Source organism: Flavobacterium cellulosilyticum (assembly GCF_004349355.1).
Classification (GTDB): domain Bacteria; phylum Bacteroidota; class Bacteroidia; order Flavobacteriales; family Flavobacteriaceae; genus Flavobacterium; species Flavobacterium cellulosilyticum.
The window spans coordinates 39383-55110 of the sequence record NZ_SMFK01000011.1 but is presented as its reverse complement, the minus strand read 5'-3'; the positions used below and the strand labels follow the sequence as shown (position 1 = coordinate 55110).

Here is a 15728-nt window from a genome sequence, read left to right as displayed (position 1 = left end):
AATGTGGAAAGGAAAAGTTAAAATAATAGTAATTTAAAGATTGAAAATTCTATAATTTTGATGGGTTGATTTTACGATTTTTTCAGTTCGTTCTGGATGTGTGTCTGAAATAAAAAGTTGGCCAAAGGTATCGCTGTTGACCATTTCAACGATCTTGGCAACTCGAAATTCGTCTAATTTATCAAAAATATCATCAAAAAGTAAAATAGGTTTACTGCCACTTTGATTTTTTAAAAATTCGAATTGTGCCAATTTTAGCGCTATCAGAAACGACTTTTGTTGTCCTTGTGAGCCAAATTTCTTAATAGGAAAATGATCTATTTCAAAAGACAAATCATCTTTATGGATGCCAACACTGGTATAATTTAAAGCCCTGTCTTTATTGATGTTTTCATTTAAAAGCGTCAATAAATTATTTTCATACAAATGACTTTCATAAACTAGTTGTACCGTTTCTTCGGAACCGGTTATGGCTTGATGATGATTGTTGAAAATAGGTACAAATTGTGTTATAAATTCTTTCCTTTTTTCAAAAATATAATTGCCAAAACTATCGAGTTGTTCATTATATATAGATAAAGTATCATTGTCAAAAACATAATTTACCGAAAAATACTTCAATAAAGCATTGCGTTGACTCATTACTTTTTGGTATTGAATAATTTGTTTTAAATAGTGAGAATCGAGTTGTGAAATCACACTATCCATAAATTTTCTCCTAGTTTCGCTTCCTTCAATTATCAAATCCCTGTCGGCAGGTGATATAATAACTAACGGGATGAATCCTAAATGTTCAGAAAACTTGTCGTAGATTTTACCGTTACGCTTAAGAATTTTTTTATGTCCTTTTTTCAGGCTGCAAACTATTTGTTCGTTTCTTTCGTTTCTTTCAAATTCACCATCAATAACAAAAAACTCTTCGCCGTGTTTTATATTTTGAACTGCTAGAGGATTAAAATAGCTCTTTCCATACGATAAATGATAGATTGCATCGAGAACATTGGTCTTTCCAATTCCGTTTTTGCCTACAAAACAATTTATTTTGTTTACAAAATCGAAATTTACCTCTGAAAAATTCTTGTAATTGAATAATGAAATCTTTTTTAAATACATTTTAAGGCTTGCTGGTATTGGGAATTTTGCTCCTTTTGAGTTGTTTTTTTTAGGAGGGTGCAAATTATTGAAAAATATCGATAAAAGAGGTTTTAGATTTGAATAAATATTATATTTTTGCCACTCACTAAATAAAATTTAAATGGCTACTTATAATAAGAGAGGATATAAACCAGCAAAGGAAAAAGAAGTTACAGATGTTACTGAAGATATCAGTGCATTAGAAAAAAACAGTGCAACGGCAGGTGTATTTTCAACATTAGATGAAACAGCTTCAAAAACGGAAGATTTTGTTGCAAAAAACCAAAAAATTATTATTGGTGTTGTTGCTGCAATAGCAGTTGTTTTAGTAGGGTATTTGGCTTATGAAAAATTTGTTGCTGCGCCAAAACAAGAAGAAGCAGCTTCAGAAATGTTTCAAGCACAACAATATTTTCAGCAAGCCACTACAGGTGTTGCTAGTGATTCTTTATATAAATTGTCATTGAAAGGAGCGGAAGGGAAATTTGGTTTTGTTGATATCTCTGATAAATATTCTGGAACTGATGCTGGAAATCTAGCTAATTATTATGCTGGTATTGCTTATTTGAACACAGGGAAATTTACAGAAGCAATAGAGTATTTAGGGAAATTTAAATCAGAAGATATTGTTTTAAATGCTTTGGCAAAGGGAGCAATAGGAGACGCTTATTCACAAAATAAAAACCCAAAAGAAGCTTTAGAATATTATATTAAAGCAGCTGAAGTAAATAAAAACGATTTTACAACACCACGTTTCTTGTTAAAAGCAGGGAAAATAGCTTTGGAAATAGGGAATAAAGAAGATGCTCTTAAATATTTTAATGATATTAAAGATAATTTCGATTCTTCACCAGAAGCTTCATATGTTGATGTATTGATTGGTTTAGCTCAATAAATAATTTTTGATTGTTGATTTTTGATTCGTAAATTTATAATCTGAAATTTTAACTTTAAAATACTAATTATAAAGATGGCAACTAAAAATAAAAACTTATCTGAATACGATAAAAATTCAATCCCAGACGCGAAAAATTTTCGGTTTGGGATTGTTGTTTCTGAATGGAATGATGCTATAACTGAAGCGCTTTGTTATGGAGCTGTTACCGGACTTTTAGAAAATGAAGTTCCTTCAGAGCACATAATTCGTTGGAATGTGCCTGGAAGTTTTGAACTTATTTATGGTGCTAAAAAGATGTTGCAAACTCAAAAGGTAGATGCTGTTATCGCTATTGGTTGTGTGATTCAAGGACAAACAAAACATTTTGATTTTGTGTGCGAAGGAGTGACACAAGGAATTAAAGACTTGAATGTTCAAACAGATGTACCCGTTATTTTTTGTGTTTTGACAGATAATACCATGCAACAATCTATTGATAGAAGTGGTGGAAAACACGGAAATAAAGGAACAGAAGCTGCTATTGCAGCAATTAAAATGGCCTATTTAAAGCATCAAGCTTTATTTAGTCATGAAATGAAAAGTCAACAATTATTATCTTCTGGGATGTTGCAAATCGAAGGTCAGCCTTTACTAGAAGAATAAAAAACATACATTTATTGTAAAGCCTATACTAGTTTTTTGTTAGTATAGGTTTTTTGTTTTTTATGATTAATTTAGGTAGCAATCCCAATAGAAATTCCTTAAATTTGCTCACGTTAGTATAGTACTAAACGCTAATCCCTGAACACTGAACACTAAAAAAATGTCGAGTATTATTCAATTACTTCCCGATCACGTTGCCAATCAAATAGCTGCAGGAGAAGTCGTTCAGCGACCTGCCTCTGTTGTTAAGGAATTACTTGAAAATGCTGTTGATGCAGGTGCTACTGATATTAAATTAATTATTAAAGATGCGGGTAAATCTCTGGTCCAAGTAATTGATAATGGAAAAGGAATGAGTGTTACCGATGCTCGATTGTGTTTTGAACGTCACGCCACTTCTAAAATTCGTCAAGCCGAAGATTTGTTTTCCTTGCATACCAAAGGATTTCGTGGTGAAGCATTAGCATCTATTGCTGCGATTGCTCACGTGGAGATGAAAACCAAACAAGATCAAGAAGAATTAGGAACTCATATTGTGATTGAAGGCAGTAAGTTTGTTTCGCAAGAAGTAGCTGTTTTGCCAAAGGGAACTTCTTTTTCTGTCAAAAACTTGTTTTTTAATATTCCTGCTCGTCGTAATTTTCTGAAATCAGACACAGTGGAATACCGCCACATCATTGATGAGTTTCATAGAGTAGCATTGGCACATCCACAAATATATTTTACATTTTATCATAATGGAAGCGAGATGTTTAATTTGCATTCATCGAGTTTGAGACAACGAATTGTCGCTATTTTCTCAGGTAAAACCAATGAGAAACTAGTTCCAGTAAAAGAAGAAACCGAAATTGTAACTATTCAAGGGTTTGTTTGTAAACCCGAATTTGCCAAGAAAAATCGAAGTGAACAGTTTTTCTTTGTCAACGATCGCTTTATAAAAAGTGGTTATTTGCATCATGCTGTAATGGCAGCATACGATGGAATTTTAAAAGATGGTGCACAACCGAGTTATTTTTTATACCTATCAGTCCCTCCAAACACAATTGACATCAATATTCATCCTACAAAGACAGAAATCAAGTTTGATGATGAATCGGCTTTGTATGCTATTTTGCGTGCTTCTATAAAACATAGTTTGGGACAATTCAACATCGCACCAGTTTTGGATTTTGAACGTGATTCTAATTTGGATACTCCCTATCATTATAAAAACTTAGAAGGTTCAACGCCTACAATTCAGGTTGATGGTAATTTTAATCCCTTTTCTGAAGAAATTAAGCCCAACAGACACTTTGCTAATTACAGAAAACCAGAAGTTACTGCTAAATGGGAAAGCTTATATGTTGGTTTAGAGAATGATTCTGATGACGTTGAGACCATTACTTTCGAAAATGAAGACATTAATTCGTCTTTATTTAATAATGAAGATGTAGAACAAGCTATTCATAAAACCCATCAAATCCATAAAAAATATATTGTTAATCCCATAAAATCAGGAATGATAATTGTGGATCAACATAGAGCGCATCAACGTATTTTGTACGAACAATTTCTTACCAATATCACAGTTAATTTGGCTTCAAGCCAGCAATTATTATTTCCATTACATTTGTATTTTTCTAATGGAGAAATGCAATTGATAACTGAATTAAAACCTTCACTGACTAATACTGGTTTTGTTTTTGAAGAAACAAACGAAGGTAATGTTGTCATTTCAGGATTACCCGTAAATGTTTCCGAAAGTGAAGCTACTATAGTTTTAGAACAATTAGTGAGTGATTTGCAGGACGGAATTCCGGAAAATAGTTTCAGCCAGAATGATACCATTGCCAAATCGATGGCACGAAGTTTAGCAGTAAAAACCGGAACTTATTTAACACAAAAAGAACAAGAAAACTTGGTAAACGGACTTTTTGCATGTAAAGACCCCAATGTTTCTCCATTTCAAAAACCTACTTTCATCACCATGCGTGTGGAAGATTTAGATAAAAAATTTGCTATATGATGAATATTACACCAACTGTTAAGCAGTTATTAATAATCAATTTTATTTTCTTTATTGGTTCACAGATTGTGCCCGTATCGTATGATTTTTTCGCACTTTATTATCCTGAAAGTAATCACTTCAGAATATGGCAGTTGATTACCCACATGTTTATGCATGCTCCTTTTCCTAATGTTATGCATATTTTGTTTAATATGTTTGCATTATATTCCTTTGGGAGTGCCTTAGAACATTTTTGGGGAGGGAAAAAATTCTTGTTTTTCTATATTTCTTGTGGGTTGGGAGCGGCTTTGTTACATACAGGAGTGAATTATTACTTTTTTCAAGAAAGTATAAATACGCTTACTACTCATGGTTTTAATAAACAAGATATTTTACATCTTTTGAATGAAGGAAAAATAGATACAAGATGGCAAGAGTTATTGTCTGTTTCTGATTTTGAAAATTTCACAAGTTCCTATTTTGGAACTGTTGTAGGAGCTTCTGGAGCAATTTATGGATTACTAGTTGCTTTTGCTTATATGTTTCCTAATGCTGAATTGGCATTAATGTTTATTCCAGTTCCAATTAAAGCTAAATACTTTGTGCCAGGAATTTTAGCAATCGATTTGTTTTTAGGGTTTAAAGGACAGTCCATTTTTGGTGCAGGAAGCACAGGAATTGCCCATTTTGCTCATATTGGTGGTGCAGTTACCGGATTTTTAATGATGTGGATATGGAAAAAAAATCAATTTAGTGACAATAGATGGAATTAAAATGTAATATTCAGTGTTCAGTTTTAAGTGTTCAATTAAACAAAACGCCTAACATCTAAGTTCAACCTCTAACATCTAACTTTAAATGAGTAACATAATAGACGACTTAAAAATGCAATACAAATTAGGAGGAATGGCCCAAAGGTTAATCCTCTGGAATGTGGCTTGCTTTCTAATTTCTTTGGTATTTTTTTACCAATTTAGTATTGGAGTTTTTGATTTTCCCAATTGGGTTGCTTTGTCCTCTGAGCCTTCGGTTTTTATTACTAAGCCATGGACTCTATTGACTTATGCTTTCTTTCACGATGGGTTTGGTCATATATTTTTTAATATGATCGTTTTAAATTTTTCGAGTGCATTGTTTTTAACTTTTTTTTCTGAAAAGCAATTGCTAGGATTGTATGTTTTAAGTTCTATTTTTGCAGGAATAGCTTTTGTTTCGGGTTATTATTTTTTAAACTTTAGCGCTTCAATTGTTGGAGCTTCCGCAGCTATCATGGCAATATTAGTGGCAACAACAACCTATCAGCCATTAATGAATATTCGATTATTGATCATAGGAAATGTAAAATTATGGCATATTACGCTCGTAATTCTTGTTATAGACTTAATGCAAATTAGGGTAGAAAATACGGGTGGTCATATCGCTCATTTGGCCGGTGCTTTTTTTGGTTTTGTATTTATTAAATTACTCGAAAACGGAACAGATTTAAGTAAAATTGTTTCAATAGTAATTCAATCTGTCGTTAATTTGTTTGCGAAATCTTCTTCAACACCATTCAAAAAAGTTCATAAAAATTATAAAAAACCGGTGGAGAAACCAGTATCTAAAATTATAACTAAAGACAAATCACAACAACAAATAGACGAAATATTGGATAAAATAAGTCAATCGGGTTATGATTGTTTAACAAAAGAAGAAAAAGAATTTTTATTTAAGGCAGGAAAGTAAGTGTTCAGTAATCAGTGATCAATTTTTAGTTTATCACGAATCAGCGTAAAAAATGAAAAACCTCTCTTGGTTTAATAAATTGGTTTATTTTTTTAATATAGTTTTGGCTGTTTCAACATTCATTGCTTATATTTTGCCGTTTTTGGCACCAAAACTTTACCCAATTTTGTCGGTGCTTACCTTATTCATGCCTGTGTTCTTAGTATTAAACGCCTTGTTTTTTATTTATTGGGCAATTCAATTCAAAAAACATTTGATATTATCAGGTTTAGTCCTCTTGATGGGGATTACTTTTATTAATAAATTTTATAAATTTTCAGACAAAGAGTATCCAATAGAGGAGAAAGACTTCATTGTTATGAGTTATAATGTTCGTTTGTTTAATGTGTTCAAATGGATGGAAAGGGATAATGTTCCGGATAAAATACTTGAGTTTATAAACGATAAAAATCCTGATATACTTTGTATTCAAGAATTCTCTAATTCTGCGAATATTGATTTAAAAGTGTACCGTCATAAGTATATAGTTATGGAAGGAAATAAAATTAAAACAGGACAAGCTATATTTTCTAAATTTCCTATTATTGATCAAGGAAATATTCTATTCCCAAATTCAAATAATAATGTAGTTTTTGCCGATATAAAAAAAGGAAAAGATATTATTAGAGTGTATAATATGCATTTACAATCCATTAAAATATCGCCTGATGTTAATGAAATAAATGATAATATTGATGCTATTGATCAAGGGAAATCTCAAAAGCTTATTTATAGAATTAGTAAGGCTTTCAAGCAACAACAGCAGCAAGCAGAGATAATAAAAGAACATAAAAAAAACTGTCCGTACCCAATTATTATTTGTGGAGATATGAATAACAGTGCTTTTTCTTATGTATATAGGAATATAAAAGGAAAATTAAGAGACACTTTTGAAGAAGCTGGATTAGGATTTGGAGCAACTTATAAATTTAAATATTATCCAGCCAGGATCGATTTTATTTTTGCGGACGAAAAAATGAAAGTCAAAAAATATGAATGTTTTCCTGATTTCGAAAACTCAGATCATTTGCCTATTATGGCAACTTTATCAATGGAATAATAGCTGCGAACAAATTTACTTAATGATTAATTTTTGATTTCTTAAATAATCCATGGCGTACCTTCCTTCGTTGAATAATAAGTCTAGGATGTTTAAATTATTTAGAAAACCTTGCTTTTCTTTAAAAACTTGAGGATAAGATTCGAATTGTGAATCGTCTTTTTTACCATTTACTAAAAACCGGTAATCCAAAACAGATAATTGATCTATTTCGTGAAAATATTCAGTTGTGGTTTGATATTCTAATTTCATTCTCAATAATTTAGAAAGTAATTCTAATGTCTCGAAATTCAAATCAATAAGGGAAGTGTGTTTTTTTTCGAATAAAGGACGAATATCATCTTCAAAATACTCAAAAAATGGGGAACTTCTGTATGCTGCTTCTAATGATTTGAAATGTTGTTTCTGCCAGTCAAAATCATTATCTATTTTCACCTCTTTTGTTTTTTGATGACTTTCTTTGGAATGTTTTATAGGAATGTTTAAAAGTTGAATTCCGTTTGGACTATAAATATACGTTCGATTGCGATTGGTTTGTTTTTGGAAATTATCCTCTATTTCAAAGGTGATGCTATCTGCCTGTACCATTGCAACAAGATGACTAATAGGCGGAAAATAAGTAGGGTGAATAAGAATGTTCATTCGGTTATTCGTGGATTTGGTTGTTTAGAGTTTTCGATAGACTTGTCTATTTGGTAATTTCGAAGTCGATTTAATTTATTGGTAACACTTTCAATATCTTGTCGTAATTTCAAATAGTCACATTCCTTAATGAAATCCAGCTCAAAAGATAATATTAATTTATTCAAAACTTGAACAGTTGAGCTAATTGCCATTGTTGTAAAATGTGCTTTGTCTTTAAAACTTTTTCTTGAGAGCCTTCCGCAATATTTGAACATATTGATACAGATGTTCTTCTTAATTGTGAAACCATTCCAAATTTTTCTGAAACAGGAAATGTTGAAGTTAGTTTATAAATTGTTTTAGTGAATTCTTTCGATTCATTCCAAACCTCTAATTTTTCAAATGAATAAATGTACATACTTATTTATTTTTAAATACTATGATGTTCACTAATAATTAGATTTTATTTGAATGTATAAAATAAGGAAATAGTTCAGTATTTATAATCAAATAACCGAATCAACAAATTAACCCTTTTTCTCTTTTCTCTTTTTCCAAAAATATTCACCAACAAAATATGCTGCTAATAAAATTAAGAAAAATTTAAAATACGATTGAGGCTGTCCATCACCACCAACGGTTGTGAACAATCTTTCCCAACGAATTTTTCCAAGTCCTTTTCCATTTGTGTCCCAAGACATCCATATAAAAACGGGCTTGCCCACAATATGGTTGCCAGGTACATAACCCCAATAGCGACTATCTTCGGAGTTGTGACGATTGTCTCCCATCATCCAATAGTAATTTTGTTTAAAAGTATAGCTGTTAGCGACTATTCCATTTATTTTAATTACATCACCATTTACTTCCAATTTATTACTTTCGTATTCTGTGATAATCATTCTATAAAACGGTAATGTAGCAGTGTTTAGCGCAACTGTTGTTCCTTCTTTAGGTATAAAAATAGGGCCAAAATTATCGCGATTCCATTTGTTTATATGAGGAAAAATGCCATTTTCTACTCCTTTAGCAATTTCTCTAGTTACAGCTGTAATTCCAGGTACATTTTTCAATCTTGTTACACTTTCTTCTGTCAAGGCAGCAACAAATAAGGTGTCTCTTGTTTCAGATGTAAAACCAGCTCCATCAGTTACATGCATGTCCTTGAATAAATATTCAAAATTTATTGGAGTTTTACCATCAATAGCTATTTTATAAGAATATTGAGGTTTTGCTCTTTCTGGCAGAGCCAGTATTTTACCATTGATATAAACAATACCTTCTTTTATTTGTAAACTATCCCCAGGAATACCTACACATCGTTTTACATAATTCGATTTCTTGTCAATTGGTTTGTAGGCTCTTCTTCCTGAATTGTCCCTGAATTTGTAGACCGTATCTACTGGCCAATTAAAAACAACAATATCACAATTTTTAATTTTTTCGAAAGCAGGTAATCTAAAATAAGGCAGTTGAGGCCAAGTCAAATAGGATTTGCATTTAGTCATTGGTATAGAGTCATGAACCATTGGCAAAGCAATGGTAGTCATTGGTACTCTAGCGCCATAATTCACTTTGCTAACAAATAAAAAGTCGCCAACTAATAATGATTTTTCTAATGATGAAGTAGGAATAGTGTAGGGTTGAAGGACATAAGTGTGAACTAAGGTTGCCACTATAATAGCAAAAAGAAGGGAACTCACTGTGTCAGCAGCTCTATTTTCAGCATTCAAATTTCTATCTGCGATGTAATTTAATTTCTGGGTATAATTGATAAAATAAATATAAAATCCAAATGTAGCAATACCCAAAAAAGTGTCTAAAGTAGATCGTTTTCCAAAACTTCTTAGGGTTTCAGTCCAAATAACAGGAAACATTATTAAGTTTATAATAGGAATGAAAAGTAACAGTGTCCACCAAGTTGGCCGGCCAATTATTTTCATTAAAATGATAGCATTATAAACTGGAACTGCAGCTTCCCATGCTTTTCTGCCAGCGGCAACATATATTTTCCAAGTCCCTAAAAAATGAATTATTTGAATTGATAAGAAAAATAGAAACCAGTGATATAGTGTCATAATATTTTACAATTTAGATTTTAGATTTTATATTTTAGATTTCAGTTGAAAATAAAAAATATAAAATACGAATTATATGTTTAGTTATTTATTGTTTTAAGTTTTTAAATCTAAAATCGCTAATCTGCAATCTTAAATTTATTTTAGGACATCTTTCATAGTAAAAACACCATGTTTTCCTACGATCCATTCGGCAGCAATAACTGCACCTAGTGCAAAACCATCGCGATTGTGTGCTGTATGTTTTATTTCAATAGAATCTACATCTGAATTATATGTTACAGTATGTGTTCCTGGTATGTTTTCAGTTCTTACGGCTTCAATGTGAATCTGATTATCAAGTGGTTTGTCTAATGTCCAATCGGTATAACTGCTGTTTTCAATAACGCCTTTTGCCAATGAAATTGCTGTTCCACTTGGAGCATCTAATTTTTGAGTATGATGAATTTCTTCCATTTCTACAGTGTAAGAGTTAAATTTAGACATCATTTGGGCTAAATAATCATTGAGTTCAAAGAAAAGATTTACACCCAAACTAAAATTAGAACTAGAAATAAAAGCCCCTTTTTTTTCTGTGCACAGTGCCACCATGTCATCGTAATGTTCTAACCAGCCCGTTGTGCCTGAAATAACAGGGACATTAGCATGAAAACAACTTGAAATATTATCAACAGCTACTGTTGGTATACTGAAGTCTATTGCTACATCGGCATTCGAAAGTCCATCATAAGTGTTATTTTCATCTTTTTTCAAAACAATTTCGTGACCTCTTTCTAGAGCAATTCGCTCAATCACGTGACCCATTTTTCCGTATCCTAAAAGTGCGATTTTCATTTTTTTTTAATTTTCTAAAAATTATAATTAAGTGTTAGACCTAAATTCGACTTTAATGTTACATCATTATAGTACATATTTGGCTTTAAAGATAAATTATCATTCACATTAAACTGTATTAAGGCAGCGTCAACATTGGCGTCAATGATATTTAATACATAAAAACCAATTACAAAAAGAGCAGAAAAATCCTTGTTTTTTTTATAAAATTTTTGACCTGCAATTAATCGGCTATTATCTAAATAGCTAAAATTATCATCTGAATATCCTTCTAATCTTCTTTTGTAGGCATCTCTATATTGATTGTATTTTTTATTACTATCCAAATAGAAATACATACTGGTACCGATAGCTCCATAAACTAGGGGTATTTTCCAATACTTTTTATTGTATGCTTGACCTAATCCAGGTAAAATTGCCGAGTAAAAAGCTGCTTTTGCAGGAGTTAGTGGGTCTATATCAACTGATTTCAAGGTGTCTTGTGCCACGAATTCTTTGCCTATTTTACCTTGAGAAAAAACGGAAATGTTTCCTAAAACAAAAAGGAAAAGACCTATGAAAGCAAATTTATTCACTACTCTTTTATTAATTTTATAATTCTGTTTAATTCTTCTTCAGAATGAAACGGAATAGTGATTTTTCCTTTACCGTTACCAGCCACTTTTACGTCAACTTTAGTTCCAAAATAATTGTTGAAAGTGTTTTTTTTGCTTTCCTCTATTACAAAGGAAGTAGATTTGGGTTGATTTACTGCTTTAGGTTTTAAACTTTCGTGATAATTTTTAACCAATGCTTCAGTATCTCTAACGGAGAGGTTTTGACTTACTATTTTTTGATAGATATCGGTTTGGATATCAAGATCCTCAATGTTTATTATAGCTCTACCGTGACCCATACTTATAAATCCATCACGAATTCCAGTTTGAATAATTGGATCTAGCTTTAAAAGTCTTAAATAATTGGCGATTGTAGAACGTTTCTTTCCCACTCTTTCACTCATTTGTTCTTGAGTTAATTGAATTTCGTCAATCAATCTTTGGTAAGATAGCGCTATTTCAATTGGATCTAAATCGTGGCGTTGAATGTTTTCAACCAAAGCCATTATTAAGGATTCGTTGTCATTTGCGATTCTTATATAAGCTGGAACAGTTGTTAATCCCACTAATTTTGAGGCACGAAGACGTCGCTCTCCTGAAATTAATTGGTACTTATTAAAATCTAATTTTCTAACAGTTATAGGTTGAATAAGACCTAATTCTTTTATAGAAGAAGCTAATTCTCTCAAAGAATCTTCGTTAAAATTGCTTCTAGGTTGAAAAGGATTTATTTCGATAGCATCAATTTCAAGCTCAATAATATTTCCAACAACTTTGTCAGCATTTTTATCTGTTACTGATTTTATATCATTTTCAGGATCTTTCAATAATGCTGATAAACCTCTTCCTAACGCTTGTTTTTTTATTGCTTTTGCCATAAAATTATTTGCTGTTTTTCTTTATAACTTCTTGAGCCAATTGTAAATAATTTGTGGCTCCTTTACTTGTAGCGTCATAGTTTATAATGCTTTCGCCAAAACTTGGAGCCTCACTTAATTTTACATTTCTTTGGATAATGGTTTCAAAAACCATATCGTTAAAATGTTTTTGAACCTCTTCAACAACCTGATTGGATAAACGCAATCGGGAATCAAACATGGTCAATAAAAGACCTTCGATGTCTAAATCTGGATTGTGAATTTTTTGAATACTTTTTATAGTATTTAATAATTTACCTAATCCTTCTAAAGCAAAATATTCGCATTGTATAGGAATAATAACTGAATCTGCAGCTGTCAAAGCATTTAATGTAAGCAAACCAAGAGACGGTGCACAATCGATAATAATATAATCGTATTCGTCTTTGATGCTTTCCAATGCTTTTTTTAGCATGTATTCCCTGTTTTCTTTGTCAACTAATTCGATTTCGATAGCTACAAGATCGATATGCGATGGAATTACATCTACATTTGGAGCCGAACTTACAACAATAGATTCCTTAGGAGTACTGCTGTGTTCTAGAATTTGATAAGTTCCAATTTCAACAGCTTCAACATCGATCCCTAATCCTGATGTGGCATTCGCCTGAGGATCAGCATCTATTAGTAATACTTTTTTTTCTAAAACGCCTAGTGAGGCAGCGAGGTTTATAGACGTTGTAGTCTTTCCAACACCACCTTTTTGATTAGCAATCGCAATGATTTTGCCCATTTATTTTTCTAAATTTTGAACGGTAAAAATACAATTTATTATCGTTTCTAAAAATCTATTTTGTTAACAAATGTTAAGACTTGATAAGTAGTTGGTTTTATTGAAAGAGTTTTTACATATTTTACATTTAAGTATCACATTTCCCTTATTTAAGTAACAATTTTGATATTAAATTTTCAAAATGACTGGATTTAGCGATATATTTACCATTATAAATATAATTCACAACACTATTATTTAGAATGAATTTTGTAATCGTTACTCATGTACCCCATATTATTCATCAAAATAAATATTTTGCTTATGCACCTTATGTTCGCGAAATGAATATTTGGATTAAACAAGTAGATAAATTGATAATTGTTGCCCCAATTTCTAATTTGAAAACCTCTTCAATTGATATCAGTTACGAACACAATAATATAGAATTTATTCCCATTGCCAGTTTTGATATATTGCGACTAAGTTCCGTTTTTGCGACTGTTTTTAAAGTGCCATGTATCTGTTGGAAGATTTATCAAGCAATGCAAAAAGCCGATCATATTCATTTACGCTGTCCCGGAAATATAGGTCTATTAGGTTGCGTCGTTCAGATTTTATTTCCAAATAAAATCAAAACAGCCAAATATGCCGGAAATTGGGATCCGAAATCAAATCAACCCATAAGTTATACTTTGCAAAAATGGATTTTATCGAATCCTTTTTTGACAAAAAACATCCAAGTTTTGGTTTATGGCGAATGGGATAATAATTCTAAAAATATTAAATCATTTTTTACCGCCACTTACAATGAATCTGATAAATTAGCTGTTCCAATAAAAGATTTTAAAGAACAAATTCGATTTGTTTTTGTGGGAACATTGGTTTCGGGTAAAAATCCTTTGTACTGCATTCAACTAGTTGAAGAACTAAAAAGGAGAGGATATAATGTTAGCTTGGCTTTATATGGAGAAGGAATAGAACGAATCACTTTGGAACAGTATATCAACCAAAATAATTTAAGTGATTTTATTTCTTTAGAAGGAAATCAGAATGCAGAATCTATTAAAATTGCATACAAACAAAGCCACTTCGTTGTGTTACCATCTCAAAGTGAAGGTTGGCCAAAAGCCATTGCCGAAGGAATGTTTTGGGGTTGTGTACCTATTGCAACAACTATTTCCTGTGTTCCTTTTATGCTTGATAATGGACAAAGAGGTATTTTGTTAGAATGTGATTTAGCTCAAGATGCTAATCAAATTGAAGCTGTTTTGCAAAATTTAGTTGAATTTGAAAACAGGAGTAAAGCAGCATCTGATTGGTCTAGAAACTATACATTGGATGTTTTTGAAGCCGAAATCAAAAAATTATTGTAACTATGAGAATAATTCAAATTATTGATTCATTAGATGCTGGAGGAGCAGAACGTATGGCCGTTAATTACGCCAATGCACTTTCGGATAAAATTGAATTTTCAGGTTTGGTTGTTACTCGTAAAGAAGGACCACTTTTGCGCCAAATTTGTGATAATGTTAGCTACCTTTTTTTGAATAAAAGAAGCAGTATTGATGTACAGGCACTTTATAAATTAAGAAAATTTGTACAGGAAAATAATGTAACAATGATTCATGCTCATAGTACCTCATTTTTTTTTGCATTCCTTTTGAAATTAAGTATTCCATCTGTACAATTAATTTGGCACGATCATTATGGGGATAGTGAGTTTTTAAATCAAAGACCAACAATAAGTTTAAAGCTATGTCTTTTGTTTTTTAATGGAATTATTGCTGTAAACCAAAAACTTAAAACTTGGGATGAAGAAAAAATGCATTTTAAGAATGTAATTTACTTGCCTAACTTTCCTTCAACGGAAATTGAGGGTAAGCATGACACTGTTTTATTTGGAATTAAAGGAAAACGAATACTTTCTTTGGCTAATTTGAGAGTGCAAAAAAATCATTTTATGTTGCTTGAAGTGGCAAAAAGAATTAAACTGTCTCATCCTGAATGGACCTTTCATTTAGTAGGAAAAGATTTTGAGGATGATTATTCTAAACAAATTAAAAAATTGATTATAGCATTTAATTTAGAAAAATCTGTTTTTATCTACGGTTCAAAACAAGATATTGGAAATATACTAACGCAGTCTACTATTGCTATTTTAACTTCTCAATCAGAAGGATTGCCTGTTGCATTGTTAGAATATGGTTTGCATAAATTACCAGTAGTAGTTACAGCAGTTGGAGAGATTCCAATGGTGATTCAAGAGGGAGTAAATGGATTTTTAATTACTTCAAATCAAGTTGAGTTATTTAATGAGTCATTAGTCAAATTGATAGAAAATGATACAATTCAACTCAATTTCGGGAATGAATTATACAAAACAATACATAATAGTTTTTCAGAACAAACGATAATAACTAACTATTTAAAGTGGTTAACAAATAATGTAAAATAGTAATTAAGATTTGTTTTAATTAAA

The 15728-nt window shown here is 31.3% G+C and carries 15 protein-coding genes and 1 pseudogene; 8 read left to right on the top strand and 8 right to left on the bottom strand.

What is annotated here, in order from left to right:
* Positions 1–33: 33 nt before the first annotated feature.
* Entirely contained in the window at positions 34–1113 is a 1080-nt protein-coding gene (gene recF, locus E0F76_RS14330) for a DNA replication/repair protein RecF (protein ID WP_132007498.1), read from the bottom strand.
* 142 nt (positions 1114–1255) lie between these two features.
* Between recF and E0F76_RS14325 the strand changes: the two genes are divergently transcribed.
* The 6 genes from E0F76_RS14325 (at position 1256) to E0F76_RS14300 (ending at position 7485) form a co-directional block, all read left to right on the top strand.
* Positions 1256–2029: a tetratricopeptide repeat protein gene (locus E0F76_RS14325; protein ID WP_132007495.1), complete on the top strand. Its 774-nt coding sequence runs from the start codon at positions 1256–1258 to the stop codon at positions 2027–2029.
* Between the two features lie 75 nt (positions 2030–2104).
* Positions 2105–2674 carry a 6,7-dimethyl-8-ribityllumazine synthase gene (gene ribH, locus E0F76_RS14320; protein WP_132007492.1) on the top strand — a complete coding sequence of 190 codons (570 nt, stop codon included), beginning with the start codon at positions 2105–2107 and terminating at the stop codon, positions 2672–2674.
* A gap of 160 nt (positions 2675–2834) precedes the next feature.
* Positions 2835–4679 (top strand): DNA mismatch repair endonuclease MutL, encoded by a 1845-nt coding sequence (gene mutL / locus E0F76_RS14315; RefSeq protein WP_132007489.1) that lies wholly within the window; start codon positions 2835–2837, stop codon positions 4677–4679.
* Complete coding sequence (locus E0F76_RS14310) at positions 4676–5434, top strand: rhomboid family intramembrane serine protease (RefSeq protein WP_132007486.1); 759 nt, start codon at positions 4676–4678, stop codon at positions 5432–5434. Before mutL ends, E0F76_RS14310 begins: the two co-directional genes overlap by 4 nt.
* A gap of 85 nt (positions 5435–5519) precedes the next feature.
* Positions 5520–6386, top strand: a complete 867-nt coding sequence (locus E0F76_RS14305; protein WP_132007483.1) for a rhomboid family intramembrane serine protease — start codon at positions 5520–5522, stop codon at positions 6384–6386.
* Between the two features lie 52 nt (positions 6387–6438).
* Complete coding sequence (locus E0F76_RS14300; RefSeq protein WP_132007480.1) at positions 6439–7485, top strand: endonuclease/exonuclease/phosphatase family protein; 1047 nt, start codon at positions 6439–6441, stop codon at positions 7483–7485.
* A gap of 15 nt (positions 7486–7500) precedes the next feature.
* Here E0F76_RS14300 and E0F76_RS14295 read toward each other — a convergent pair whose 3' ends face one another.
* From E0F76_RS14295 to E0F76_RS14265, 7 genes and pseudogenes are all read right to left on the bottom strand, one after another.
* On the bottom strand, positions 7501–8127 hold the full coding sequence (locus E0F76_RS14295) for a WbqC family protein (RefSeq protein ID WP_132007477.1): 627 nt from the start codon (positions 8125–8127) through the stop codon (positions 7501–7503).
* Positions 8124–8527: pseudogene (locus E0F76_RS14290) on the bottom strand (four helix bundle protein). Before E0F76_RS14290 ends, E0F76_RS14295 begins: the two are co-directional and overlap by 4 nt.
* A gap of 109 nt (positions 8528–8636) precedes the next feature.
* Positions 8637–10187, bottom strand: coding sequence for a signal peptidase I (lepB, locus tag E0F76_RS14285; protein WP_132007474.1), 1551 nt, complete (start codon positions 10185–10187; stop codon positions 8637–8639).
* Between the two features lie 138 nt (positions 10188–10325).
* Positions 10326–11021 (bottom strand): 4-hydroxy-tetrahydrodipicolinate reductase, encoded by a 696-nt coding sequence (dapB, locus tag E0F76_RS14280; RefSeq protein WP_132007471.1) that lies wholly within the window; start codon positions 11019–11021, stop codon positions 10326–10328.
* Between the two features lie 14 nt (positions 11022–11035).
* A complete protein-coding gene (locus tag E0F76_RS14275; RefSeq protein WP_132007468.1) occupies positions 11036–11596 on the bottom strand; it encodes a DUF5683 domain-containing protein in 561 nt (186 codons plus the stop codon).
* On the bottom strand, positions 11596–12495 hold the full coding sequence (locus tag E0F76_RS14270; RefSeq protein WP_132007465.1) for a ParB/RepB/Spo0J family partition protein: 900 nt from the start codon (positions 12493–12495) through the stop codon (positions 11596–11598). The genes E0F76_RS14275 and E0F76_RS14270 overlap by 1 nt, the downstream gene beginning before the upstream one ends.
* 4 nt (positions 12496–12499) lie before the next feature.
* Positions 12500–13267 carry a ParA family protein gene (locus tag E0F76_RS14265; protein WP_132007462.1) on the bottom strand — a complete coding sequence of 256 codons (768 nt, stop codon included), beginning with the start codon at positions 13265–13267 and terminating at the stop codon, positions 12500–12502.
* A gap of 242 nt (positions 13268–13509) precedes the next feature.
* Between E0F76_RS14265 and E0F76_RS14260 the strand changes: the two genes are divergently transcribed.
* The gene (locus tag E0F76_RS14260; protein WP_132007459.1) at positions 13510–14622 is read left to right on the top strand and encodes a glycosyltransferase family 4 protein; all 1113 of its coding nucleotides are present in this window, start codon (positions 13510–13512) and stop codon (positions 14620–14622) included.
* A gap of 2 nt (positions 14623–14624) precedes the next feature.
* Positions 14625–15704: a glycosyltransferase gene (locus E0F76_RS14255; RefSeq protein ID WP_132007456.1), complete on the top strand. Its 1080-nt coding sequence runs from the start codon at positions 14625–14627 to the stop codon at positions 15702–15704.
* Positions 15705–15728: the final 24 nt, after the last annotated feature.